Origin of the sequence: Stenotrophomonas sp. DR822, assembly GCF_019793815.1 — a bacterium.
Taxonomy (GTDB): Bacteria; Pseudomonadota; Gammaproteobacteria; order Xanthomonadales; family Xanthomonadaceae; genus Stenotrophomonas; species Stenotrophomonas indicatrix.
On the sequence record NZ_CP081826.1, the window covers coordinates 3,476,461 to 3,500,286 of the forward strand.

Annotated in this window: 19 protein-coding genes; 6 read left to right on the plus strand and 13 right to left on the minus strand. The window is 66.9% G+C overall.

Features of this window, described 5'->3' with window-relative positions; translation table 11 throughout:
• Positions 1 to 48: 48 nt before the first annotated feature.
• The 5 genes from K5K93_RS15950 to K5K93_RS15970 all read right to left on the minus strand — a co-directional run bounded on the left by K5K93_RS15950 (position 49) and on the right by K5K93_RS15970 (position 4,826).
• Positions 49 to 387: a hypothetical protein gene (locus tag K5K93_RS15950; protein ID WP_222388387.1), complete on the minus strand. Its 339-nt coding sequence runs from the start codon at positions 385 to 387 to the stop codon at positions 49 to 51.
• Between the two features lie 78 nt (positions 388 to 465).
• A complete protein-coding gene (locus K5K93_RS15955) occupies positions 466 to 1,407 on the minus strand; it encodes a DegV family protein (RefSeq protein WP_093817987.1) in 942 nt (313 codons plus the stop codon).
• 95 nt (positions 1,408 to 1,502) lie between these two features.
• A complete protein-coding gene (locus tag K5K93_RS15960) occupies positions 1,503 to 2,135 on the minus strand; it encodes a 2-hydroxychromene-2-carboxylate isomerase (protein WP_222388388.1) in 633 nt (210 codons plus the stop codon).
• A 19-nt stretch (positions 2,136 to 2,154) separates the two neighbouring features.
• Positions 2,155 to 3,417, minus strand: coding sequence for an amidohydrolase family protein (locus K5K93_RS15965; RefSeq protein ID WP_222388389.1), 1,263 nt, complete (start codon positions 3,415 to 3,417; stop codon positions 2,155 to 2,157).
• Positions 3,417 to 4,826: an amidohydrolase gene (locus K5K93_RS15970; protein ID WP_222388390.1), complete on the minus strand. Its 1,410-nt coding sequence runs from the start codon at positions 4,824 to 4,826 to the stop codon at positions 3,417 to 3,419. The genes K5K93_RS15965 and K5K93_RS15970 overlap by 1 nt, the downstream gene beginning before the upstream one ends.
• Positions 4,827 to 5,171: 345 nt before the next feature.
• Between K5K93_RS15970 and K5K93_RS15975 the strand changes: the two genes are divergently transcribed.
• The 3 genes from K5K93_RS15975 (at position 5,172) to K5K93_RS15985 (ending at position 10,201) form a co-directional block, all read left to right on the plus strand.
• The gene (locus K5K93_RS15975) at positions 5,172 to 8,711 is read left to right on the plus strand and encodes an autotransporter domain-containing protein (protein WP_314818553.1); all 3,540 of its coding nucleotides are present in this window, start codon (positions 5,172 to 5,174) and stop codon (positions 8,709 to 8,711) included.
• Between the two features lie 130 nt (positions 8,712 to 8,841).
• Positions 8,842 to 9,618, plus strand: a complete 777-nt coding sequence (locus tag K5K93_RS15980; protein WP_222388392.1) for an AMP nucleosidase — start codon at positions 8,842 to 8,844, stop codon at positions 9,616 to 9,618.
• A 43-nt stretch (positions 9,619 to 9,661) separates the two neighbouring features.
• Positions 9,662 to 10,201, plus strand: a complete 540-nt coding sequence (locus tag K5K93_RS15985) for a DUF924 family protein (RefSeq protein WP_032975420.1) — start codon at positions 9,662 to 9,664, stop codon at positions 10,199 to 10,201.
• Between the two features lie 119 nt (positions 10,202 to 10,320).
• Here the strand turns inward: K5K93_RS15985 and grxD are convergent, their stop codons facing one another.
• On the minus strand, positions 10,321 to 11,247 hold the full coding sequence (gene grxD / locus K5K93_RS15990) for a Grx4 family monothiol glutaredoxin (protein ID WP_025874107.1): 927 nt from the start codon (positions 11,245 to 11,247) through the stop codon (positions 10,321 to 10,323).
• A gap of 60 nt (positions 11,248 to 11,307) precedes the next feature.
• Here grxD and K5K93_RS15995 point away from each other — a divergent pair, with 60 nt between their 5' ends.
• Positions 11,308 to 12,087, plus strand: coding sequence for a polysaccharide deacetylase family protein (locus K5K93_RS15995; RefSeq protein ID WP_025874108.1), 780 nt, complete (start codon positions 11,308 to 11,310; stop codon positions 12,085 to 12,087).
• A gap of 253 nt (positions 12,088 to 12,340) precedes the next feature.
• Here K5K93_RS15995 and K5K93_RS16000 read toward each other — a convergent pair whose 3' ends face one another.
• From K5K93_RS16000 to K5K93_RS16010, 3 genes are read right to left on the minus strand one after another with little or no spacing between them, the layout of a single operon-like run.
• Positions 12,341 to 13,072, minus strand: a complete 732-nt coding sequence (locus K5K93_RS16000; protein WP_222388393.1) for a class I SAM-dependent methyltransferase — start codon at positions 13,070 to 13,072, stop codon at positions 12,341 to 12,343.
• A gap of 4 nt (positions 13,073 to 13,076) precedes the next feature.
• Positions 13,077 to 13,694 carry an SGNH/GDSL hydrolase family protein gene (locus K5K93_RS16005; RefSeq protein WP_222388394.1) on the minus strand — a complete coding sequence of 206 codons (618 nt, stop codon included), beginning with the start codon at positions 13,692 to 13,694 and terminating at the stop codon, positions 13,077 to 13,079.
• Positions 13,695 to 13,697: 3 nt separating this feature from the next.
• A complete protein-coding gene (locus K5K93_RS16010; protein ID WP_117311357.1) occupies positions 13,698 to 14,972 on the minus strand; it encodes a pyridoxal phosphate-dependent aminotransferase in 1,275 nt (424 codons plus the stop codon).
• Between the two features lie 121 nt (positions 14,973 to 15,093).
• Here K5K93_RS16010 and rsgA point away from each other — a divergent pair, with 121 nt between their 5' ends.
• Positions 15,094 to 16,194 carry a ribosome small subunit-dependent GTPase A gene (gene rsgA / locus K5K93_RS16015; RefSeq protein ID WP_227416527.1) on the plus strand — a complete coding sequence of 367 codons (1,101 nt, stop codon included), beginning with the start codon at positions 15,094 to 15,096 and terminating at the stop codon, positions 16,192 to 16,194.
• 156 nt (positions 16,195 to 16,350) lie between these two features.
• Positions 16,351 to 17,604: a flavohemoglobin expression-modulating QEGLA motif protein gene (locus K5K93_RS16020; protein ID WP_222388395.1), complete on the plus strand. Its 1,254-nt coding sequence runs from the start codon at positions 16,351 to 16,353 to the stop codon at positions 17,602 to 17,604.
• A 436-nt stretch (positions 17,605 to 18,040) separates the two neighbouring features.
• Here K5K93_RS16020 and K5K93_RS16025 read toward each other — a convergent pair whose 3' ends face one another.
• From K5K93_RS16025 to K5K93_RS16040, 4 genes are all read right to left on the minus strand, one after another.
• Entirely contained in the window at positions 18,041 to 20,329 is a 2,289-nt protein-coding gene (locus tag K5K93_RS16025; RefSeq protein WP_099785353.1) for a TonB-dependent receptor, read from the minus strand.
• A gap of 176 nt (positions 20,330 to 20,505) precedes the next feature.
• Entirely contained in the window at positions 20,506 to 21,246 is a 741-nt protein-coding gene (gene phbB, locus K5K93_RS16030; RefSeq protein ID WP_222388396.1) for an acetoacetyl-CoA reductase, read from the minus strand.
• A gap of 25 nt (positions 21,247 to 21,271) precedes the next feature.
• Complete coding sequence (locus K5K93_RS16035; RefSeq protein ID WP_222391103.1) at positions 21,272 to 22,600, minus strand: CitMHS family transporter; 1,329 nt, start codon at positions 22,598 to 22,600, stop codon at positions 21,272 to 21,274.
• 75 nt (positions 22,601 to 22,675) lie between these two features.
• Positions 22,676 to 23,812 carry a porin gene (locus K5K93_RS16040; protein ID WP_025874117.1) on the minus strand — a complete coding sequence of 379 codons (1,137 nt, stop codon included), beginning with the start codon at positions 23,810 to 23,812 and terminating at the stop codon, positions 22,676 to 22,678.
• Positions 23,813 to 23,826: the final 14 nt, after the last annotated feature.

Here is a 23,826-nt window from a genome sequence, read left to right on the forward strand (position 1 = left end):
CTTCAGGAAAGCGCCAACCAAGGTTGGCGCCTACCAAAGCGGGTGGTCTCAGCGCACGTCGCGCAGTTCCCAGTGGTGCCCGGCCAGCAGGCGCAGGCGCTGCTTGAATACGTCACTGTCGATGCGGGTGGTGGCCACCAGGTTGATGCGCAGGTCCTTCTGCTCACCGGTCACGGTGGCTTCGGGATCGGTCGCGCCCCACTGCGGCTCCACCGCATCCGGGTCCGGCTGCTTGTCGCGCCAGCGCTCGAACAGGCTGCCATTGCGCAGCGCGTTCTGCAGTTCTTCGGCGAGGCCGGCAGCGCCCTGCGAATGGAACGACAGGTCGGGGTCGTTGCCGCGGGCCTTGGACGGTTCGGGCAGGCTGATGTGGTACTGCGCAGGCATGTTGATCTCCTTGAGGTGCGGCTAGGCTGGCATAGGCGCGGTGGAATCGATGTGCAGATTCCAGAGCGCGGTTGGCCTTCATTCAAACCGATGCGGCCCATCGGCAAAACCCACGGTGACCGCGCCCTTGCCGACGTTGACCATGCCGGTCAGGCTCATCACCGATTCGTACACGGTCACGCCATGGTCGGCGCAGACCTCCTTCATCTGCGCATAGCCGGGCAGGGCACGCAGCTCGTCCAGTTCGCCGCCGTAGCTGACGCACACGGTCGGCGTCATCAGGCCGGCGCGTACGCGCTGGCCGACCACGCCGAACAGCTTCAGCACGGCGCTGTCGAAACCCTTGATCTTCGCCACCGGCCCGGTCTGCCCGCGATAGCCATGCAGCACTGGCTTGATGTCCAGCGCACTGCCCAGTGCTGCGCTGAGCAGGCCAACGCTGCGGTCGCCCTTGTGCCGGGCGCGGGCACGCATGTAGTACAGGTCGCGGGTGACCATGTAGCCGTGCACGTTGCCGGCCAGTTCTTCCAGGCGCTCACGGATCTGCTGCACGCTGGCATCACTGGCGCGCAGGCGCACCGCTTCCACCGCCGTCACCGCCTGGGCGGCGAACAGGTTCTGGGTATCCAGCACGCGCAGCGCGAACGGCGAGTTGAAGCCGGCCGCCTGCCGCACCGGCTTGTAGTCGTTGAGGATGGCGAAGCTGGCCTGCAGTGCGTTGTCGTGGATCGGGCTGCGGGTCTTGGTGATGGTCATGCAGAACACGTGGTCGTAGTCGATCACCAAGCGTTGCAGGAACAGGTCGCGGATCTGGCTGACGCTGAAGGGGATGGTCTCCGCTTCGGCGCCGTGCTCGGCGACGTGCGCGTGCAGGAAGCTGAGCGTTGCCTGCTCGTCGCGGTGGTCGGCAAGCACCGCTTCGCCGATCCGCACGGTGATCGGCAGCAGCACGATGTTGTGCTCGGCAATGAAGTCCTGCGGCAGGTCGCAGGCCGAGTCGACGACGATTCCGATGCGCATCCGCGGCTCCCCCTCCAGGGCGGTTGTAGGTTCGGAAATGTGAAAACTATCTCAAAACGGGACCGGGCGCGCGAGGGAAAAGCGCCACTGCCTGTTCAGCGACTGCGCTGCACCGCCACCGGCAGCGCCACCGCCTGCCGCCATTCCGGCCGGTCCAGCAGGCTGGGGTCGTCCAGCACCGCTGCCATCAGCGGGTGGGTATCGTTGCCCCAGAACAGTTCGCCGTCGATGGCCAGGGTCGGCACGCCGAACACCCCGGCCTCGATCGCCGCCTCGGTGTTGCGTCGCAGCTGCTCCTTGATGGCCGGCTCGCCAATGGCCGCCTCTACGTCGCTGATACCCAGCCGGGCGGCGGGTTCGCGCAGGGTCTCGGCCGTGTCGCCGGCGTGGCCGTCGCGCCAGATCCAGTCGAACAGCACGTCCACTGCCGCAGTGCTGGCACCGGTGGCCAGGCACAGGCGCAGGGCCGCCAGCGGATTGAACGGGTGCCCGGGCGGGAAGCGCAGAGGGGTGCCCTCGGCCTGCGCAGTCCACAGCAGCTGGCGGTACATGAAGCGGCGCTTGGCCGGAATCTCCGCCGGGCCCAGGTTGCCCAGATGGTGCAGCACCGCACCAAAGGCGATGGGCACCGGTTGGATGCGCCCGAACTGCGGCAGCTGTTTCACCTTCTGCCAGTGCAGGTAGGAATAGGGCGAGACGAAGTCGAAATACCAGCGCAGGGTGGGCATTGATGGCTCCTGGTAATGGTCAAGGCTGCGCGTTGCGCTGCAGGTAGCGGTCGCGCAGTTCGGTCTGGCGCGAGCGCATCGGCATTGCGCGGCCGCCCAGCCAGACCTGTTCGGCATAGTGCGCCACATCCAGCGGATCGCCTTCCCACAGCACCAGGTCTGCACGCTTGCCCGGTTCGATGCTGCCGATCTGGTCGGCCACGCCCAGCACCTCGGCCGGTATCCGGGTCAGCCCGGCCAGGCCGTCGGCCCAGGGCAGGCCATTGGCCACCGCGTTGCCGGCCAACTGGCGCATCTTGCGCGCGTTGTGCGAGGCGTCATCGCGCTGGGCGAAGGCCACCGGTACGCCCGCGCGCTGCAGCCGCGCGGCGTTTTCCAAGGTGGCGCCGATCTGGTCGAAGGTGGCCGGCAGGTTGCCCAGCGCGTCGACGAATACCGGTACCTTGGCCGCTGCCAGTTCCGGTGCCAGCTGCCAGGCCTCGGCACCGCCGGCGACGGCGATCTTCACCTTCTCGCGGGCCGCCCAGCGCAGCAGCTGGCGGATGTCGGCTGCACGGTCCACTTCCACCACAATGCGGCCCTGCCCGGACAGATAGCGGGCCAGCGTGCGGCGACCGGCCGGGGTCAGCAGCGCATGCGGCGAGTCGGCGGCCACCTGGCCGCGTGCCTCGTCCACCATCTGCTGCAGCAGCATCCACTGCGCCGCGCGCGATTGACCGGTCAGTTCAGATGCTGCAGCACCCAGGCGCAGGAACAGCGCGCGCGGGCCGATCGGGTCGGCACTGCCATCGAAACGCACCACGCCGCCCTGGCCGGCAACGAAGCCACCGCCGGTGGCCGCGCCCAGCGCGGTGAAGCCGATGCCGTCCAGGCGCCCCACCGGAATCAGCACGGACGCCGGGTTATAGGCCAGTGTCACGTCGAACTCCGGGCGCAGCGGCTGCTCGCCGATCTTCAGTGCGCTGTCGACCGTGCTCGATTCACCGGATACTTCCTCGATGCCGATCTCGGTGATGCCACCGAACAGGGCAGGGGTCAGCATGCGGCCCTTGGCTTCGACCACCGGCACACCGGCCGGTGCGGACAGGCCCCGGCCCACCGCGCGGATGATGCCGCCCTGCACCAGCACATCGGCGTCTTCCACGTTGCCACGTGCGCTGGCGGTAGCGACGGTCGCACCGCGCACCAGCAGGTCCTGCGCCGAGGCTGCGGTTGTCAGCAACAACAGCGCAACCAAGGTAGTGCCGGGCCATGCCCGGCGGCGCTTGTTCAACATGCCCATCAGCGCAACTCCTGTCCAAGCTGGAAATCCGACCGCGGCGTTGCCGGTGGCATGCTGCGGTCGTACACACGGCGGCCATCGACGAACACCTGCTCGGCCAGTGCATACGAACTGAAGGGGTTGCCGTTCCAGATCACCACATCGGCCATTTTCCCGGCTTCCAGCGTGCCGGTCTGCGCCTCGATGCCCAGCGCCTTGGCGGCGTTGGCGGTCATCCAGGTGATCGCGCGTTCCGGTGCGATCTCCGGCATGTGCGCGCGGCGCGCGGCGGCCATCACCTTGGCTGCTTCCTGGTTCAGGCGCTGGATGCCCTCGGGCGAGTCGGAGTGGACGATGGCGCAGCTGTTCTTTGGCCGGTCGACCAGCGCGATGTTCTCGGCTATGCCGTCGAAGGCTTCCATCTTGAAGCCCCACCAGTCGGCCCACAGTGCCCCGCACACGCCTTCGGCCGCCAGCCGGTCGGCCAGTTTGTAGGCCTCCACGCCGTGGTGGAAGGCGGCCACCTTGAAGCCGAATTCCTTGGACAGGTCGAGCATGGTGGCCATTTCATCGGCGCGATAGCAGTGGATGTGCACGCGGATATCGCCCTGGATCGCACCGGCGAGCGTATCCAGCTTGAGGTCGCGCTTGCCGCCGGCATCACCGGCGCTGTCGCCCTTGTCGCTGCCGAACCAGCCCTTGCGCTTGGCCGGCTTCGGCGTGTTCTTGGCGATGTAGTCGGCCGCGTCGATGAAGGCTGCGCGGTAACCGGCCACGTTGCCCATCCGCGTTGCAGGTGCCACGCCCTTGCCGCCACCGTAGACGCGCTTGGGGTTCTCGCCGCAGGCCATTTTCAGGCCCCACGGCGCGCCGGGGAACTTCATCGCCTGGTAGGTGGTGGCAGGCACGTTCTTCAGCGTTACGCCGCGGCCACCGACCAGGTTGGCCGAGCCGGGCAGCACCTGCATGCTGGTCACGCCGCCTGCCAGTGCCGCCTGGAAACCTGGGTCCTGCGGCCATACCGAATGCTCGGCCCAGACGTTGGCGGTGACCGGCGCGGTCATCTCGTTGCCGTCGCTGTGCGCGCCGACACCGGGGCTGGGATAGACGCCCAGGTGCGAGTGCACGTCGATCAGGCCGGGCGTCACCCATTTGCCGTCGGCGTTGATGCGGGTGACGCTGGCATCGACCTGCAGGGCATCGCCGACGGCGACGATGCGACCGTCGCGCAGCAGCACATCGGCGTTGTCGAGGCGCTGGCCGGTGCCGGTCAGCACTGTGGCGTTGTGGATCAGCAGCGGCCCATCGGGGTGCGCCTGGTAGGTGCTCGGGTAGGGATCGGCCACGAAGCGCGAAGCGCCCACGGCCGGCGCCGTGCTCAGCGATACCAGCGCCAGACCCAACCCGGCGCGCAACAACGTCGATGTCATGCAGATCCCCTTGGCAGCGTGTTCAACCCACCGACGCTAGCCGGGGAGCGGCGTGCTTGCCAAGTGACCTTGGGCAGGGGCGAAGTGGGGATTTTCCCGACAGTACCAATGTGAAAAATATATTAAGTTGCGGGCACGCCCGCCGATAGCGACATGCGGGTGAGCGCGCGCTGACTCGCCGCGCAGGTGTTCCCACTCAGCTCCATGAGGGAGCAGCACCTGAAACAATCCATGGAATCAAGGACGTAATCCCCGATGACTGCTGCAACGTCGTATCGCTCCACCTCTCTCCGTCGTTCTTTCCTGCCTTCCCCGCTCGCATCGGCCATCGTAGGCTCGCTGCTGATGGCAGCCACCCTGCCGGCCCTGGCGCAGGGCACCCCCGACGACCTGTCCCGCTACCAGTACCAGCGCAGCCTGCAGGCCGCATTCGCGCGCCCGACCGTGACCGCAGCACCGGCAACCGCACCGCTGCAGGCGCCTGTCGGCAGCGCGCCGATGGCCAGCGTCGAGCCGCAGCCGGTGATGGGCGCCCCCGCTGACCGCGCCAGCTGGCGTACCAGCGAGTTCAACCGCGACTGGGGTCTGCAGGCCATCAATGCCGACGCCGCCTATGCGCGTGGACTGACCGGTGCAGGGATCCGCCTGGGCGTGTTCGACAGCGGCACCGGACTGGATCATTCCGAATTCGCCGGCAAGAACCACCGCAGCATCCACTTGGCCGATCACCTGGCTGACGGATCGTTGTGTACCAACACCACCATGCTGAGCGGACCGGATGCCTGCTTCAGCAGCGATGGCAATGACGTGGCCATCGACATGACCCTGCTCGACATGGACCAGGCGAACATTGACAACGTCAACAGCCAGGGCTTGTTCGAAGGGCTGGCCTACAACACGCATGGCACGCACGTATCGGGCACCATCGCTGCCAACCGTGATGGCTCTGGTACCCACGGCGTCGCCTTTGGCGCCGATCTTTCGGTGGCACGCCTGTTCTTCAACAGCCTCACCGTATGGGATGTCGATCCGTCGACCCTGCAGTACCGCAATGGCTCGGTCGGCATTGGTGCGTCCGATGCGGTGTTTGCCGACCTGTACGAGCAGTTGAACGCGCAGCAGGTGCGGGCCGTCAACCACAGCTGGGGTTTCACCAACGAGCCGACCACGGCTGGCCAGCAGGACGCGCAGTTCTTCAACAACCCGGCCTACGACGACTATTTCCAGATCATCGGCGATGGTTCGCGTGCCAATGGCATGATCCAGGTGTGGGCTGCCGGCAATACCTATCCGTACAACACCTCGCCGGAAGACGCGCCGATTGCCGGCGTGCACGCCACCCTGCCGCGCTTCCAGGCCGACCTGGAACCGTACTGGCTGAGCGTGGTCAACGTTGACCGCAACCTGGTCCTGGCCGAAAGCTCCATGCGTTGTGGCCTGAGCGCCAACTGGTGCCTTGCGGCACCGGGCAGCGACATCACCTCCACCGCCTACGGCGCTGACTCGCAGATCATCGGTGCGCCGTTCCAGACCGGCAACGATATCGGCCTGGACATCCAGCAGCGCATGCCGACCTATGCCTACGAGGACATGACCGGCACCTCGATGGCCGCACCGCATGTCACCGGTGCGCTGGGCCTGCTGTTCGAGCGTTTCCCGTACCTGGACAATGCGCAGGTGCGCGACGTGCTGCTGACCACCGCCACTGACCTCGGCGCCGCTGGCGTGGACGATGTGTATGGCTGGGGCATGATGAACCTGGCCAAGGCCATTGAAGGCTACGGTTCGCTGCGCGTGGACACCGACGTGGTGATGAACCAGAAGGCCGGCGGCCTGAAGGTGTGGGAAGGCGATGCGTGGGACGACTGGACCAACGACATCGGCGGTCCGGGCAAGCTGACCAAGAGCGGCATCGGCTGGCTGCGCCTGAGCGGCAACAACAGCTTCAATGGCGCCGTGGTGCGCGAGGGTGTGCTGGAACTTGACGGCGTCAATACGCTGGGCAGCGTGTGGGTACCGGGCGGTCGCCTGGCGCTGAACGGTTCGCTGGTATCGACCCTCCTGGGTGTCGACGGTGGCGAGGCCCGGCTCAACGCCGGATCCGTGGCAAGCAACACCGACATCAATCTGTCAGCCGGCAAGCTGGTGGTCGCCGGTAGCGTCGATGGTCGCTGGTTGAACGTGACCGGTGGCACCGGCACCATCACCGAGACCGGCAAGGTCCGCATGGACAACATCGACATGCGCGACGGCACGCTGCAGGTGGACGGCACGCTGAGCAGCACCCTCTTCTACATGTACGGCGGCAATACCCGGGTGGGCACCACCGGCGTACTGGACAACACCCTTCTGGATATCGTCGGCGGCGTGGTGTCGTTCAACGGTACCCAGAACGGTGGGATGACCGCGGTGGAAGTGGGCGCAACGCTGAAGGGCACCGGCACGCTCGGCTACACGATCGTGAAGGGCACCATTGCACCGGGCAATTCGATCGGCACGCTGACCATCAACGGCGACTACGTGCAGACCGAGACCGGCGTGTACCAGGCCGAGGTGGCACCGGGCAGCCGCAGCGACCAGCTGCATGTCACCGGCACCGCCACGCTCGGCGGCACCCTGGTGGCGCTGCCGGAGCCGGGCATCTACTACCTGGGTGAGCAGTTCAACTTCATCCGTGCCGATGGCGGCGTGAACGGACAGTTCGCCATCACCGACTTCAGCGCGTTCTCGCCGTTCATGCAGTTCAACCTGGCCTACGGCGCCACCGGCGCACGCATTGAAGTGACCCGCGGCAACTCGCTGGCCAGCTCGGCCAGCACCGCAAACCAGCATGCCGTGGCTACCGTGGTCGATACGCTGGCGATCAACCAAGGGCTGCCCAAGCCGCTGACCACGCTGTTCCCGCAGCAGGTGGGCGCAGCGCTGGACAGCCTCAGCGGTGAACTGCATGCAGCCACGTCGATCGCGCTGGTCGAAGGCAGCCGCCATGTCCGCGATGCGGCGCTGTCGCGTCGTGCGGGAGCGACCTCTCCGGGCAGTGACGAGCCGGCCGCGACCGGTGTGTGGGTGCAGGCAATCGGTGGCAGCGGCACGCTGGATGGCAATGCCAACACTGCCCGCACCGAGGCCAACAGCAACGGCCTGCTGATGGGCGTGGACCGCCAGTTCGGCGGTTGGCAGGTGGGCCTGCTGGCCGGCACCGGCCGCACCGACGTCAAGCAGCAGGACGGCCGTCGGGCGAAGTCGAAGATCGACAACACCCACTTCGGTGCATACGCCAGCCACAACTGGGGCGGTTTTGGTCTGCGTGGCGGCCTGGCGTGGAGCGAGCACGACATCGACAGCACCCGTGAACTGGCATTCGCCGGCTACAGCGATACGCTCAGCGCGCGCTACGACGGGCGTACCCGCCAGGCCTTCATCGAAGCGGGTTACCGTTTCGGCGGCCGCGAGGCAGGCCTGGAGCCGTACCTGCAGGTGGCACGCGTTGAAGTGGACATGAAGTCGATCAACGAGCGCGGTGGCGCGGCGGCCCTGCAGGGTGACGTGGACGATACCCGCACCACCCTGGCTACGGCCGGTGTGCGCTTTGACAAGGGTCTGAAGGCTTCGTTCCAGCAGGACAGCTGGCTGCACGTGCGCGGCGGGGTGGGGTATCGCCACGCTTCGGGCGACCGCAACCCGATGGCCAGGCTGGGCTTTGCCAGCGGTGGCGATGCGTTCGCGGTCAGCGGTGCGCCGATCGCCGACAGCGCGGTGGTGGCGGAACTGGGGCTGTCGGCCTGGCTGACGGCCAACCAGCAGCTGGAGCTGGGCTACACCGGCCAGTTCGGCGATGAAAGCCGTGACCATGGCGCCAATCTGCGTTGGTCGGTGCGTTTCTAAGCCGGCCGGCTGCCAAGGCAAACCCCGGGAGGGCGGCCGCAGGGCCGCCCTTCTTCGTTGCCGCAGCCGCATGTATGGCGGGGGCGGGCGGGGGCCTACAATATCGGCCCCACGCCGTACCGGAGCGCCCATGAAGAGCAAGCAGGACATCGTCGACAATTGGCTTCCGCGCTATACCGGCGTGCCTCTGGACCAGTTCGGCCAGCACATCCTGCTGACCAACTTCGGGGGCTACCTGCATACGTTCTCCGCGCTGACCGGGGCGCCGGTGATCGGCCTGGACCGGCCGATGGCCAGCGCCACCATCGACGGCATCACCATGATCAACTTCGGCATGGGCAGCCCCAATGCCGCGATCATCATGGATCTGCTGTCGGCGGTGATGCCCAAGGCCGTGCTGTTCCTGGGCAAGTGCGGCGGGCTGAAACGCAAGAACCAGCTGGGCGACCTGGTGCTGCCGATCGCCGCCATCCGCGGCGAGGGGACCTCGGGCGACTACCTGCCGCCGGAAGTGCCGGCCTTGCCGGCCTTCGCCCTGCAGCGTGCGGTTTCGACCATGATCCGCGACCTGGGCCATGATTACTGGACCGGCACCGTCTACACCACCAACCGCCGGGTCTGGGAGCACGACGATGCCTTCAAGGAGCGGCTGCGGGCGATGCGCTGCATGGCCATCGACATGGAAACCGCGACGATCTTCGCTGCCGGCTTCGCCAACCACATTCCCAGCGGGGCCCTGCTGCTGGTTTCAGACCAGCCGATGATCCCGGACGGGGTGAAAACCGAGGCGTCCGACGCCAAGGTCAGCTCGCAGTTCGTGGAAAACCATATCCAGATCGGCATCGAGGCGCTTAAGCTTATCCGGCGCAACGGCAAGTCGGTCCGCCACCTGCGCTTCGACGAATGATGATGATGGCCTGGCGCGGCGCGCCGGCCCTGGGGAGTAGGTGATGGACGTTGCCGCGCAAGTGGTGGAATTCTGGAAGGACGCGGGCCCTGAAAAGTGGTTCGCCCGCGATGATGCGTTCGACGCGCGGTTCCGTACGCTGTTCGCGGACGAACACCACGCTGCCGCATCGCGCGCGCGCGAGCACTGGCTGGGCAGCGCCGAGGGCGCGCTGGCGCTGATGCTGCTGCTGGACCAGTTCCCCCGCAACTGCTTCCGCGGCACGGCCCATTCCTATGCCACCGATGGCCTGGCACGTCACTACGCCACGCGCGCGATCGAGGAGGGGCTGGACCTGCAGCTGGTCCCCAAGCTGCGCGCCTTCATCTACCTGCCGTTCGAGCACTCCGAAGATCCGCTGGACCAGGACCGCTCGGTCGCGATGTTCGACGTGCTGGGTGACAAGGAATACCTGCAGTACGCCGAACTGCACCGCGACATCATCCGCCGCTTCGGCCGGTTCCCGCACCGCAATGCGGTGCTTGGCCGCATTCCGTCGCCGGAAGAACTGGATTACCTGGCCGAAGGCGGGTTCGCCGGGTAACCGGAACGTCAGCCCCCGCGCTTGGGGCATGGAAGGAGTAGATCCACGCCATGCGTGGATGGGCTCAACAGAAAACGCCGGCTTTCGCCGGCGTTTTCCCATGTATCAAGCGCCGCCGATCAGTACTTCGGCACGCCGTTGTCCACTTCGTCCGACCAGGCATCGATGCCGCCGGTGACGTTGAACACCTTGCTGAAGCCCAGCGCACGGAACTGCTCCGCTGCCTGCGCGCTGCGGCCACCGTGATGGCACAGGAAAGCCAGGGCGGTGTCCTTGGGCAGGGCTTCCAGCTCGGCGCGGCCGTTGCCATCGAAGCTCTTGAACGGCACGCCGACAGCGGCGATGGCGCGTTCTTCGGCCGGACGCACGTCCACCAGCATCACGTTGCCGGCACGCACCAGGTCGTCGGCATCACGCACGCTGATTTCCTGCACCGGCTTGGGCGCGTTCGGGTTGTCGATCGCCAGGCCCTTGCCACGGATGTCGTCGACCCAGTCGATGGTGATGCCATCGGCGCGGCGGGCGCTGGCCAGGTCGAACTGCACGCGCAGGCCGTTGGACTCGGCGGCGATCGCGCCTTCATCGTACGGGGCCAGCTGGAAGTTCGGCTGGAAGCGGGCATCGATGCCCAGCTGCAGCGACGCACCCGGCGAATCGGCCAGCGCGCCCTTCAGCATTTCCACCGCGGCGGGGGTGACGGTGATGCGCGGCGGGGTGCGGTCCGGTGCAGCCAGGCCCAGCACGCTGCTCAGCTCACCGCTGGCGGCCATCTGCAGCACGATGTCGCTGCCGCCGACCAGTTCGCCGTCGATGTACAGCTGCGGGATGGTCGGCCAGTCGCCATAGGCCTTGATGCCTTCACGGATCTCCGCGTCAGCCAGCACGTTGACGTGGGCGAACTCCACGCCCAGGTCCTGCAGGGCACCCACGGCCTTGGCCGAGAAGCCGCACTGCGGCATCGACGGCTGGCCCTTCATGAACAGCACGACGCGGTTGTCGTTGAGGATGGTTTCGATGCGCGAACGCAGGGCGGGATCGAGGGACATGGCAGTCATGGGTCCGAAAAATTCGAATCATCAATTCTACCCCCCATGGCATCATGGGGCATGACCAACGCAGGAACATTGCATCGCATCCCGACCCGGCCCTGGCGCTGGGTGCCCTGGCTGGTGCTGTCGCAGCTGGCCGTGATCCTGGTCTGGGTGCTGGCGGGCTGGCACTGGGGCCTGGCCCTGATGGTGGCAAGCCACGCGTTGTTCATGGTGCCGGTGTTCCTGCCCAACAGCCGCTTCTATGCGCCGGTGCTGAGCCGGTTGCCCGCGGCCGGCAACAGCGTCTGGCTGACCATCGATGACGGCCCCAGTGAACAGACCCCGGCGGTGCTGGATCTGCTGGACCGGCACCAGGCGAAGGCGACCTTTTTCCTGGTCGGCGAGCGCGTATTGGCGCATCCGGCCTTGGTGGAGGAGATCCTGCGTCGCGGACACGACCTCGGCAACCACAGCCACAGCCATCCGCAGGCGCGCTTCTGGCGGCTGGGCCCGGGCACGATGGCGGCGGAAATCGAGGGCTGCCAGCAGGCACTGCAGGCGGTGAGTGGGCGACCGGTGCGCTGGTACCGCTCGGTGGTGGGCATGACCAACCCGTTCGTGGCGCCGGTACTGCGCAAGCTGGGCCTGGTGCGCGTGGGCTGGAGCGCCCGCGGTTATGACGGCGTCGGCTGCACGCCGGATGGCGTGCTGGCGCGTCTGCTCCCGGACCTGCGCCCGGGCGCGATCGTGCTGCTGCATGAAGGTGCCGCACATGGCCACAACCTGGCCATCATCGAACGGGTGCTGCAGGTGCTGGACGAGCGCGGCCTGAAAGCCGAACTGCCGGCCAGGTGACCGGTAGTGCCGGGCCACGCCCGGCGAGCGCGCAGCGCCGCAAGAGCGAAGCGACCCGCGTTTGCCCTTCGCTTTTCTCCTGTCTTCCGTGGTGGACGTACCCGTAAACCGTCCGTGCCCGGGTGGGATGGGCTGCGCGGGGTATCCGCGCCATGGATGGCGCGGCTAAGCCCCCAAGGAGGGGTTCACGGCGTCCCCGCGCAGCCCATCCAGCCCGGGCAGCCCCCGTAGACAGCCGCCCACCACGAGGGGCTCAGCCGTTGGCCGCAGTTCCCGGCCGCTCGGCCACCAGCAACCAGCTGTTGAACGGCGTGCGCCCATGCAGCGGACGCAACGGAGCCACCTGCATGCCGGCAGCCGCCAGCGTGGCCTGCAGCCGCTGCGGATCCGGGTAGTGGCGAGGTCGCGTGCCCATCCAGCCGACCAGCCAGGCCAGTCGGTCAGCCACCCGCGTGGTGCGGTCGCGGCGGTCGCCGGTCGCCAGCGGCGTGCGCAGCAGCAGACGGCCACCGGGCGCGACCCGCGCGCTCACCGCGCGCAGCAGCTCCAGTTGCGGCGCTTCCTCCAGGTACTGCAGCACATCCAGCAGCAGCACATGCCCACCATGCACCGGCAACGGCGCCTGCACATCCAGACAGTCGAACCGTACGTCGGCCAGGCCACTGCCGGCGCGCTGCGCACGGGCGATCTTGTCGCTGTCCACGTCGACCCCGAGATACCGCTGCTGGCGGCCGCGCTGGCGCAGCACATGCGCGAACAGGCCCAGCCCGCAGCCCAGGTCGAGCACCGGCTGGCCGTCGTCGGGAAGGTGCTGCAGTACGCCGTCATACAGCGGGTCGCTGCCCAGCTTGCCGCGCGTGTAGTAGTAATCGCGGCGGCTGCCCCAGGCCTGCATCGGCCGGAAGGACTCGGCGATCAGGCGCGCCTGCCCGGGATCCAGTGGCGAACAGGGCAGGGGCGTGCCGTTCCGTGGCGTGCCGTCCATCGTCTCAGTCCGTCCTGCCCAGCAGGTGTGCGGCCACCGGCAGCGCACGCGCGCTCCACAGCGCGTACATCCGTGCGGACGGGTGCAGGCCATCCTCGGCGATCATCGCCGGGTCAGCGCCGGTGTCGCGGCTGATATCGGTGATGTCGACGAAGGCCACGCCCTGCTGGGTGCTGATCACCTCGGCGGCAGCGTTGAACTCGTCGGTTTCCAGTTCGATCTGGCCCAGGTCGCGACCGCTGCCTGCACCGTACGGCGTGGTGCCCCAATCCGGGAAGGACAGCACCAGGACCCGGTCCGCACGGCCGCCGGCAAAATCAATCGCGCGCTGCAGCAGGGCCTGGAACTGCACCTGGTACTCGTCCAGCGGACGCCCGCGATACTGGTTGTTGACGCCGATCAGCAGGCTGACGAAGTCGAACGGCCCTTGCGGCGCAACGTCGTTGATGCCGGCATCGAGCTCGTCGGTGGTCCAGCCGGTGGTGGCGATGGTCTGCGGGTCGCCCAGCGCGATGCCCTGCGCGCGCAGGGCGGCGGCGAGCTGATGCGGCCAGCGGCCGTCGACCGCGACCGCTTCACCGATGGTGTAGGAATCGCCCAGGGCCAGATACGACAAGCCCATCGATCAAGCCACCGACCGGCGGGGCTTCAGCGGCACCACCTTGGTGGCGTCTTCGGCACGGCGGGCGAGGGCGCGGTCGATACGGGCGAACACGTCGCGCATCACCGACGCCTCCGGCAGCAGGGTCACGCGGAAGTGATGGCGGTAAGGCACGTTGAAGCTCGAGCCCGGCACCACCAGCACGCCGTCGTTGTTCATCAGGTCCAGCGCGAAATTATGATCGTCGAAGCCCTTTGCAGCGGCACCGACTACGGCCGGGAACGCGTACAGCGCACCAGCGGGGGCAACCAGCGACAGGTGCTCGCTGGCCGCGCAGGCTTCGATCACCGCGCGGCGGGTTTCATACAGGCGGCCACCCGGCGCGCACAGCTCCGAGATGGTGTCCGGGCCGTTCACTGCGGCGTCGATGGCGTACTGGCCCGGCACGTTGGCACACAGGCGCAGCGCGCCCAGCAGGTCCAGTGCGGCACGGAAGTCGCCCAGCCGCGCGTCGTCACCGCTGAGGTGTGCCCAGCCCACGCGCCAGCCGCAGGCGCGGTGCACCTTGCTCAGGCCGCTGAAGGTCAGGCAGGGATGGTCGCCGGCCAGTGGTGCGACCGGCTGGAACACCGCGTCGTCGTACAGGATCTGATCGTAGATCTCATCGACCAGCAGCAGCAGGTTGTGGCGGCGCGCGATCTCGACCACCTGCTCCAGCAGCTCGCGCGGGTAGCTGGCACCGCTGGGATTGTTCGGATTGATCAGCACGATGGCGCGGGTGCGCGAGGACACCAGCGTCTCGATCTCGCTTGGGTCCGGCTGGAAGCCGTTCTCGGCGGCGCAGCGGTAATACACCGGGCGGCCATCGTTGAGGATGGTCGAGGCCGACCACAGCGGGTAGTCCGGCGAGGGCACCAGCACTTCGTCGCCCGGGTTGAGCAGCGCACGCAGCGACAGGTCGATCAGCTCGCTGACACCGTTGCCGACGAACACGCGGTCCGGATGGGCATCCGGTGCGCCACGGCGAGCATAGGCAGCGGCGATGGCCTCGCGGGCGACCGGCAGGCCCTGCTGGTGGGTGTACGGATCGGTGCGGCCCATGTCATCGGCGATCGCGCGCTGCAGGTGTTCCGGTGCACGGAAGCCGAAAGCGCCGGGATTGCCGATGTTGAGCTTGATCAGCTTGTGGCCCTGCGCTTCCAGCTCCCGGGCTCGCCGTGCCAGTTCTCCGCGGATTTCGTAGCGCACTTCGGAAAGGCGCTCGCGGATGACCAGGGGTTTGGGCGAGGGAGTGGACATGGGCGGTGGGCCGCAAAAGGCATGGGGCTTCCATGGTAGCGGAATTGCTGCAGCGCATGGCAAGGGCCGCAGGGCCCGCCAACATTGGGCTGGGCGGCACCACACAGGTAGAATGGCGGCGATGACCCAGACCCCCGATTTCACTGCTCTGCAGACCATTGGCTGGCCCTGGCCGGGCCCGCCGCAGCAGGCCGACTGGCAGGCTGTGATGGCCGCACACCCGCAGGCCCACCCGGCGCGGGTGATCGAGCAGCATCGCACCCACTATGTGGTGGCTGATGGCCCGGAGGCATCGATCAAGGCCGAATCGCTGCCGGAGTGGCAGCGCCCGCGCTTCCCCAGCCACGAACGGCCGGCGGTGGGCGACTGGGTGCTGCTGGATGGCATCCGCATCGTTGCCCTGTTGCCGCGCCGTACCGCCATCAAGCGTGGCGCTGCCGGTGAGCATTACCACCAGCAGGTGATCGCCGCCAACATCGATACCGTCTTCATCGTCTGTGGCCTGGATGCGGACTTCAATCCGCGCCGTATTGAACGCTATCTGCTGCTGGTCGGCGGTGGCGGTGCCGAGCCGGTGGTGGTGCTGACCAAGGCCGACCAGACCGAGTACAGCGAAGATGCGCTGGCGGTGCTGGAAGAGCTGGAGATGCAGGGCATCGCCCTGCATGCGATCAATGGCCTGGATGCCGACAGTGTTGCAGTGCTGGAGCCGTGGCTGGGCCCCGGCCGCACGGTGGTGCTGGTGGGTTCTTCCGGTGCGGGCAAGTCGACGCTGACCAACACGCTGCTGGGCGAACAGCGCATGAAGACCAATACGGTGCGCGCCAACGATTCGCGCGGCCGCCATACCACCACCCACCGCGCACTGATGCCACTGCCGATGGGCGCCTGCCTGATCGATACGCCGGGCATGCGCGAACTGAAGCCGACCGGCGAAGAAACGCTGGCCGAAGGCGGTTTCGCCGACATCGAAGCACTGGCCGCGCAGTGCCGCTTCCGCGACTGCATGCACCAGCAGGAACCCGGCTGTGCCGTGCGTGCGGCGATCGATGCCGGCGAGATCGAAGAGAGCCGGCTGCTGAATTACTTCAAGTTGAAGGAAGAAGTGGCCGCCGCCGCCGCCAAGCTGGCCGTGCGCCAGGCCGAGACCGCGCAGGAACGCGGTGGCAGGAAGGGCAAGAGCCAGCAGTTCCGCCCGGCGGGCAAACCGCGCCGGCGCTAAGGCTGGAGAATGGTGGCTGCCAACCTTGGTTGGCACTGTCACGGCAGGGGCAGCCCAGTAGATCCACGCCGTGCGTGGATGCTTTCCGCGCATGCATATCTGTGCCAACCACGGTTGGCACCTACCAACGTGCGGGCAGGGCGTTATAGTCCGCCCATGGAACCGACCGCGACGCTGGACCGTGACGTGGCCCACCATGCAGCGCTCGATGCGCGCCTGGTCGAGGCCGTAGGAGGCATCCGCCTGCTGGGCCTGACCAGCTGGCCGGCGACACTGCAGGCACCCTTCCTGGACAGCGTGGCCCGTGGCCAGCCGACGCTGCCGGTGGTCGACTACCCGAAGCTGGACTTCAGCGCCGAGCGTCGCGCGCTGGCGGCACTCGCTGCCGAGTGTGACGACAGCCATCCGCTGGGCCATTACGTGCGGCAGTCCGCGCAGAGCTGGGATCTGGCCGCGCAGCTGCTGGAAGGCCTCGGCACCGCAGCCGTGGATGCCTGTTCGGTGCAGTTGTTCGGGTCACCCGAGCAGCCTTTGCCGGGCAACGGACCGAGCACGCGCGATGCGGCGCGCCACTTCATCCAGATTGCTGCCGAACTGGATCACGAACTGCTGGCACCGGAAGAGCAGGTGCCGGTTTCGGCGATCGCCCTGCAGTTGCAGCTGCAGAATGATCTCGATGCGTTTTTCGAATCACGCATCATCCAGGTGCAGCTGGACCCGGAGCTGGTCTCGAAGGCGGCTGCCGGACCGACCCGCATCCGCCTGCGCACCAGTGCGCGATTCAGCGCCTACGATCGCGCGCAGCTGTTCCACCACGAAGCGCTGGTGCATTCGTTGACGGCGTTGAACGGTCGCGCGCAGCCGGTGCTGCCGAGCCTGGCGCTGTCCTCGCCACGGGTGACGGCCACCCAGGAAGGACTGGCGACGTTTGCCGAGCAGATCACCGGCAGCATCGACATCGAGCGCCTGAAGCGCATCAGCCTGCGTACCGAGGCGATCGCGATGGCGCGCGAAGGTGCGGACTTCATCGAGGTGTTCCGCTACTTCTGCGATGCCGGGCAGAACCCGGAAGAGAGCTTTGCCTCGGCGCAGCGGGTGTTCCGCGGAGTGCCGCCAAGTGGGGGCCTGGCCTTCACCAAGGACACGGTGTACCTGCGCGGGCTGGTGTCGGTGCATACCTTCTTCCGCCACATGCTGGCCGAGGATCGCCTGCAGGTCTGCCGCTGGTTGTTCGCCGGCAAGATGAGCCTGACCGATGCGATCGCGTTCGCCCCGTTGTTCGAATCGGGTGTGCTGAAGCCCCCGCGCTGGCTGCCGCACTGGATGAGCCGGGCCAACGGCCTGGCCGGCATGCTGGCGTTCTCGCTGTTCGCCAACCGCATCCGGATGGACCAGCTGGCGCCGGAATGAAATGCGTTGGCGGCTTGTCGCGTCTTGATTGATATCGGGAGAGCGGGGGGCTTGCGCTGGCCAGGACACGCCGCAAGTACGTCCCTGTAGGCTCGGCCACGGCATCCATGCCGTGGACGGTCCTGGCCAGCGCAAGCCCCCCGCTCCAGACAATTTCCCGCTAGACGGCCAGCAATCCACCAGAGGGATTGCGTTTGAAAAGCTTGAAAAGCAAAGAGCCGGGCAATGCCCGGCTCTTTGCTTTTGCTCTTGCTTTCCATTGCCTCCGCGCCGGCGCAGGAAATCGTCGAGCGAGGTGGGACGGGCCGAGGCTGGACCGTGAGGCGCATGGATGCGCCGACCGAGCCTACAGGGACGTACTTGCGGCGTGTCCTGCCTCGGCCCGTCCCACCTCGCCCCGCTGCGGTACTGATGCGCCGCAGCGCCCGCTTCTGACTTAGAACTCCGCCGCCACCGTCATGAAGATCTGCCGCGGCGCACTCGCATGGATTGCATACCGCGTGCCCTTCGGATCGGTCGGTGCGAACGAACTCAGCTGGCCGGCATAGCGCTTGTTGGTCAGGTTGGTCGCGTTCAACGACACCCGCACGTTGCGCAGGCCCATGCCCGGGCCGAAGTCGTAGCCGGCGCCGGCATCGAAGGTGGTCACGCCCGGCACCGACTGGTCGTTGGTGTAGGTGTAGTACCGCTTGCCGGTGTACTTGGCGCGCAGGCTGGCGAAGAAGCCATCGCGGTTCCAGCTGATCTCGCTGGACGCCATGCGCTGCGGCGTATCCACGGTGATTTTGCCGGCCACCGGCACGATCGCACCGCCCGAGGTGTAGTCATCCTCGTAGGTGGTCTTGTTCCAGGACAGCGCGTTGTACCACTGCAGGCCATCGACCGGCTTGAGGATGAAGGTCAGCTCTGCGCCATGGCTCTTCACCGAACCGACGTTGATGAAGCGCGTCACGCACTCCGGACGCGTGCCTACCTCGATGCTCGAGCACGGGTTCAACGACAGCAGACGGTTGTCGAACTTCACGTTGTAGGCCGCGATCGATGCCTGGTATTTCTCGCCGAAGGTACGGAAACCAGCTTCCAGGCTCTTGGACTTCTCCGGCTCCAGGCCGGCGCTGGCCGCGAACGATTCCGGCGACACCTGCAGCGGGCCACCGCTGCCGCCGCCGACGAAGGCGGCGATGTTCTCGGCGTACGAGGCGAACACTTCATTGTTGGCGTTGAGCTTGAAGCCCACGCCCAACTGCGGCAGCACCGATTCCTTGGCGGTCAGCGTGCCCGAGGCGATGCTGGTTTCCACGCCTGGCTGGGCCTTGGCGCTCATGCGGGTGTTGGGGCTCTTGATGCCCACGTCCACGGTCAGGCGCTGGTCGAGGAAGCGCATGCGGTCCTGCACGTAGAACTGGCGGGTACGGATGTCGAAGTCCTGGTTGAACAGGCGACGGTCCGGGTTCTGCAGGTACAGGTCGTCCAGGAACGGGCCGCTGATGTAGTAGAAGTTGCGCGAGACGTTATGGTCGTTCTGCTCGTACCACACGCCGGCTTCCAGTTCGTGGATGCCCAGCGTCCACGACAGCGCAGCGGTCACGCCATCGCGGTTGATGGTGTAGTTGGTGCTGCGGATCGAGATCGGCAGCATCCTGTCGGTGCCCGGGTAGGACGGCTGGCCCGGTGCCCACCAGTGGCCCTGGCCACGGTTTTCGTGGTGGTAGCCCAGCAGCTTCAGGCGGCCCTGCTCACCCAGGCGGATGTCGGCGTCGATCGAGTACAGGTTGTCATCGCGCAGCGCACGACTCTGGTAGTAGGCATCGTCGATACTGTTGACCCCACCGCTGAATGCACAGCGCGCCTTGTTGTAGGTGCCCGGTGCGCAGTATGCAGCCGCGACGGCGCGATCCCAGTCCGGTGCATAGATGTTCCAGTCATAACCCAGGCCGCGCGCCAGCATGTCCTTGGACAGGTAGGCATAGTTGGCCTGGCTGGCGCGCGAGGTGGCGACGAAGGCACCGAAGCGGTTGTCGCCCACGTTCCATACCGCCTTGGCATTGAACTGGCGGGTGGTCTGGTTCTGGTACGGCGCGGCCCACATGTCCTGGTCCTGGTGCACGCCGGACACGTAGGCCGAGAAGCCGTTGATGTCGCCGGTGTCCACCCGCAGGTAGCCGCGGCGCTGGTTGTCATCGCCGACGGTTATGCTGGCGCGGCCGCCAAATTCGGTGGACGGGTCCATCGAGAAGTACTGGATGGTGCCGCCAAGGTTGCTGGTCGAGGCCACGCCCAGCGAGCCGATGCCCTGCGACAGCTCGGCGCCGGCCAGGTTCTCGGCGATCAGTGCACGGGCGATGCTGAGGCCGTTGTAGTTGCCGTAGCTGTTGTCGCCCAGCGGGATGCCGTCCAGCGTGTAACCCAGGCGGCTCTTGTCGAAGCCACGCAGGCTGATGGTCTGTGATTCCTCGTTGGCACCGAACGCATCGTTGGACTGCACCGACACGCCGGGCAGGCGGTCGAGGATCTTCTGGCCGCTGGTACCCGGCGGCAGCACCTGCTTGTCGACGGTGGTGATGCGCTGCACCTGGCGGGTCTCGCCCTGGCCGATGACCGAGACGGTATCCAGCGTCTGCGCGCTCAGCGCGGTATCGGCGGTGGCGTCGGTGGCTTCAGCGGCATGGGCGCTGGCGGCGGAAAGCGCGATCGCCACGGCGATCGTCAGGTATCGGGTCTGCATGATGGTCCGTTGCATGGGGGATGGTCACCGGCCCGGGGGCGTGGTGCACGGCCACTATGCGAACGGAACATGAAACCTTGTTTACGGAAAACCAACGAACGGCGTCGTGGGGGAAGCCGCGCAGGGCGTGAATCTGCCGGGGGAGGGAAGCAGACCCACGCCCTGCGCGGAGAGGGCTAGCCCATGTACAGGCCACCGTTGACCGGATAGTCGGCACCGGTCACGTAGGAGGCTTCATCCGAAGCCAGCCAGGCACACAGGCCGGCCACTTCTTCCGGGCGACCCAGGCGCCGCACCGGTACCGACGCGGCCAGGCGATCCAGCACGTCCGGCGGGAAGCTGCTGATCGCCTGGCTGGCGATGTAGCCTGGCGACAGCGTGTTGACGGTGACCCCGCGCGAGGCGACTTCAGCGGCCAGCGCACGGCTGAAACCGTGCATCGCGGCTTTTGCCGTGGCGTAGTTCACCTGGCCGATCTGGCCCTTGTGCGCGCTGACCGAACCGATGTTGATGATGCGGCCCCAGCCGCGCGTGGCCATGCCATCGACCACCTGCTTGGTCAGGTTGAACAGCGAATTGAGATTGGAGGCGATCACTGCATTCCAGTCCTCCACCGCCATCTGCCGGAACAGCAGGTCGCGGCTGCCGCCGGAGTTGTTGACCAGCACGTCCACCTCGCCCACTTCGGTGCGGACCTTGGCGAAGGCCGCCGTGGTCGACGCCCAATCGGTGGCGTTGCCTTCGGAGGCGATGAAATCAAAGCCCTGTTCGTGCTGCTCGCGCAGCCAGTTGGCCTTGCGTGGCGAGTTGGGTGCGCAGCCGGCAACCACGGTATGGCCGGAACGGGCCAGGCTCTGGCAGATGGCAGTGCCGACACTGCCCATCCCGCTGGTGACGTAGGCGATGCGAAGAGTCATTGCAGAACGCTCCTTGGTAAGGGAATCAGGCCGTGAAGGGATAGAGTCCGAACAACAGGCCGCCGATCATCAGCAGCAGCGAAATGGCGATCGCCCACTTCAGGGTGAACTTCTGGTGGTCGGCGAATTCAACCTTGGCCAGCCCCACCAGCAGATAGGTGGAAGGCACCAGTGGGCTGAGCAGGTGCACCGGCTGCCCGGCCAGCGACGCGCGGGCCATTTCCACCGGGGTGATGCCGTAGTTGCCGGCCGCCTCGGACAGGATCGGCAGCACGCCGAAGTAGAACGCGTCGTTGGACATGAAGAAGGTGAACGGCATCGAGGCCACGGCGGTGATCACCGCCAGGTACGGGCCCCAGCTGTCTGGGATGATCGCCAGGAAGCTGTGCGACATCGCCTCGACCATGCCGGTGTTGTTGAGGATGCCGGTGAAGATGCCCGCGGCGAAGATCAGCGCCACCACCGACAGCACGCTGCCGGCGTGGCTGACCACGCGGCGGCGCTGTTCGGCCAGGTTCGGGTAGTTGATCACCAGCGCGATGGCGAAGCCGATCATGAACAGCACCGGCATCGGCAGCACACCGATGATGAGCGCGCTCATCAGCGCCAGGGTCAGCACCAGGTTCACCCACAGCAGCTTGGGGCGCTTGGTGTCTTCGGCGTCTTCCACGGTCGGTAGCGTGTTGCCGTCGTCGGACACGCTGTTGTCCAGCCAGCTGCCGCCCTGGGGCAGGGTCACCACGCCCAGGCGACGACGCTCCTTCAGGCCCAGGTACCAGGCCAGCAGCAGCACGCCGGCGCAGGCGATCACCATCGAGGGAATCAGTGGCACGAACACATCAGCCGGATCCACGTGCAGGGCGGTGGCCGCGCGTGCGGTCGGGCCGCCCCACGGGGTCAGGTTCATCACGCCGCCGGCGAGAATGGTCACGCAGGTCATGTTCAGCGCGTTCATGCCCAGCCGCTGGTACAGCGGCAGCATCGCCGAGACGGTGATCATGTAGGTGGTCGAGCCATCGCCATCGAGCGAGATCAGCATCGCCAGCACGGCGGTGCCAAGCACGATCTTCATCGGGTCGCCCTTGACGAAGCGCAGGATGATCCGCACCAGCGGATCGAACAGGCCCGCATCGATCATCACGCCGAAGTAGAGGATGGCGAACATCAGCATCACGCCGGTCGGCGCGATCTTCTTGATGCCTTCCAGCATCATTTCGTCGATGCCGGCGGCAAAGCCACCGATCAGGGCGAAGATGATGGGAATGGTGATCAGGGCAACGAGTGGCGACAGCCGTTTGCTCATGATCAAGTACATGAACGTAATGACCATGCCAAAGCCGAGGATGCTCAGCATCATCTGCGGACTCCTAGAGGAAACAGGACGGGGGACGTGGAAGGGGCCCGAGCGTGCGTGCCCGGGGAAAACGCGTCAGAAGTCGAACTGCAGGCGCCCGGTGACCGCGCGCGTGCGATCCACCGTGGTGCCGGCGAGGCGGTCGCGGTTGCGGCTTTCGATCACGTTGAGCATGAAGCGCAGGTTGTCGCGCAGGTACCAGTTGCCGCCCAGCGTCCAGCCTTCGGTACTGCCACGGCGCAGGTCCGGCGCACCATCGAGGTGCTGCGCGCCCCACATCTGGTCGTAGCGCAGGGCCACTTCGAAGGCACCGGCCTTGTGGCGGATGTTCTTGACCCGGGCGAAGCGGCCGGTCTTGCGGTCGTAGGCGCGGCTTTCGCCGGTAACGAACCAGCTGAGCATGCCGTAGGCGGCCATCACATCACCGCGCTGGGCGCCATCATCGAAGGTGGCGCCGCTGAACTCGCCCTGCCATGACAGCGGGCCGCGCACCTGCGCATATTCCAGCGACCACTTGTTGACGTCGGTATCGCGGCCAGCGGAGAAGTCGACCAGGGTCAGGCGGCTTTCGTCGGACAGATGGCCGGCCGGACGCGGACGGATCTTCAGGCCCGGGGTGCCGTTGCCGCCCGGGTTGTCATAGGCCTCGCGGGCCAGCGACAGGCCCAGGTGCAGCACGTCGCCCTCGCTGGGTGACGGCGCCCAGGTGACGCGTCCACCCGCAGCGCGGCCCTTGACCTGCCAGGCATCGATGCTCTCCAGGCTGTACACGCTGGCCGCCCAGGTGAAATCGCCCGGATTGGCCTGCCACGAGGCGCCCAGCCGGTACAGCGGCGCCAGCGTGGTGCCGGCGTTGCCGCGCTCCAGGAAGCTGCCGTAGTTGGAACCGGTGCGGTCGTCCAGCGAGAAATACTGCTTGAACTGGCCCACGGTGAGGCGGCCGGCATCGCCGAAGCTGCGGCTCAGGTAGACGTCCTTGGCCTCGACCCGGTCGCCGGAGAAATCAGCTTCCAGCTTGTAGTCGACCACGAAGAACTTGCCGGACACGTCAACCCAGGCGCGGCGGATCTCGGTGTCGTCCTTGTTCGGCGTACCCCGGTTGTCGTTGTCGAAGGTGGCGAAGTCCAGGTGCAGGCGGCCGCCCACAGTGGCGGTCACTGGACGTTCGTCTTCGGCGAAGGCCGGCGCGGCCAGCGCAGCCAGGGCCATCATGGCGGCAGGACGCC

Excerpts from the sequence above, each read along its gene's own strand:
- K5K93_RS15985 (WP_032975420.1), top strand. The coding sequence starts at position 9,662 with ATGGACGTTGCCGCGCAAGTGGTGGAATTCTGGAAGGACGCGGGCCCT.
- K5K93_RS15960 (WP_222388388.1), bottom strand. The coding sequence starts at position 2,135 with ATGCCCACCCTGCGCTGGTATTTCGACTTCGTCTCGCCCTATTCCTAC.
- K5K93_RS15980 (WP_222388392.1), top strand. The coding sequence starts at position 8,842 with ATGAAGAGCAAGCAGGACATCGTCGACAATTGGCTTCCGCGCTATACC.
- K5K93_RS16040 (WP_025874117.1), bottom strand. The coding sequence starts at position 23,812 with ATGATGGCCCTGGCTGCGCTGGCCGCGCCGGCCTTCGCCGAAGACGAA.
- K5K93_RS16000 (WP_222388393.1), bottom strand. The coding sequence starts at position 13,072 with ATGGACGGCACGCCACGGAACGGCACGCCCCTGCCCTGTTCGCCACTG.
- K5K93_RS15975 (WP_314818553.1), top strand. The coding sequence starts at position 5,172 with ATGGCAGCCACCCTGCCGGCCCTGGCGCAGGGCACCCCCGACGACCTG.
- K5K93_RS16010 (WP_117311357.1), bottom strand. The coding sequence starts at position 14,972 with ATGTCCACTCCCTCGCCCAAACCCCTGGTCATCCGCGAGCGCCTTTCC.
- K5K93_RS15950 (WP_222388387.1), bottom strand. The coding sequence starts at position 387 with ATGCCTGCGCAGTACCACATCAGCCTGCCCGAACCGTCCAAGGCCCGC.
- K5K93_RS15995 (WP_025874108.1), top strand. The coding sequence starts at position 11,308 with ATGACCAACGCAGGAACATTGCATCGCATCCCGACCCGGCCCTGGCGC.
- rsgA (WP_227416527.1), top strand. The coding sequence starts at position 15,094 with ATGACCCAGACCCCCGATTTCACTGCTCTGCAGACCATTGGCTGGCCC.
- K5K93_RS16020 (WP_222388395.1), top strand. The coding sequence starts at position 16,351 with ATGGAACCGACCGCGACGCTGGACCGTGACGTGGCCCACCATGCAGCG.
- K5K93_RS16005 (WP_222388394.1), bottom strand. The coding sequence starts at position 13,694 with ATGGGCTTGTCGTATCTGGCCCTGGGCGATTCCTACACCATCGGTGAA.
- K5K93_RS15965 (WP_222388389.1), bottom strand. The coding sequence starts at position 3,417 with ATGGGCATGTTGAACAAGCGCCGCCGGGCATGGCCCGGCACTACCTTG.
- K5K93_RS15955 (WP_093817987.1), bottom strand. The coding sequence starts at position 1,407 with ATGCGCATCGGAATCGTCGTCGACTCGGCCTGCGACCTGCCGCAGGAC.
- phbB (WP_222388396.1), bottom strand. The coding sequence starts at position 21,246 with ATGACTCTTCGCATCGCCTACGTCACCAGCGGGATGGGCAGTGTCGGC.
- grxD (WP_025874107.1), bottom strand. The coding sequence starts at position 11,247 with ATGTCCCTCGATCCCGCCCTGCGTTCGCGCATCGAAACCATCCTCAAC.
- K5K93_RS15970 (WP_222388390.1), bottom strand. The coding sequence starts at position 4,826 with ATGACATCGACGTTGTTGCGCGCCGGGTTGGGTCTGGCGCTGGTATCG.
- K5K93_RS16035 (WP_222391103.1), bottom strand. The coding sequence starts at position 22,600 with ATGCTGAGCATCCTCGGCTTTGGCATGGTCATTACGTTCATGTACTTG.
- K5K93_RS16025 (WP_099785353.1), bottom strand. The coding sequence starts at position 20,329 with ATGCAGACCCGATACCTGACGATCGCCGTGGCGATCGCGCTTTCCGCC.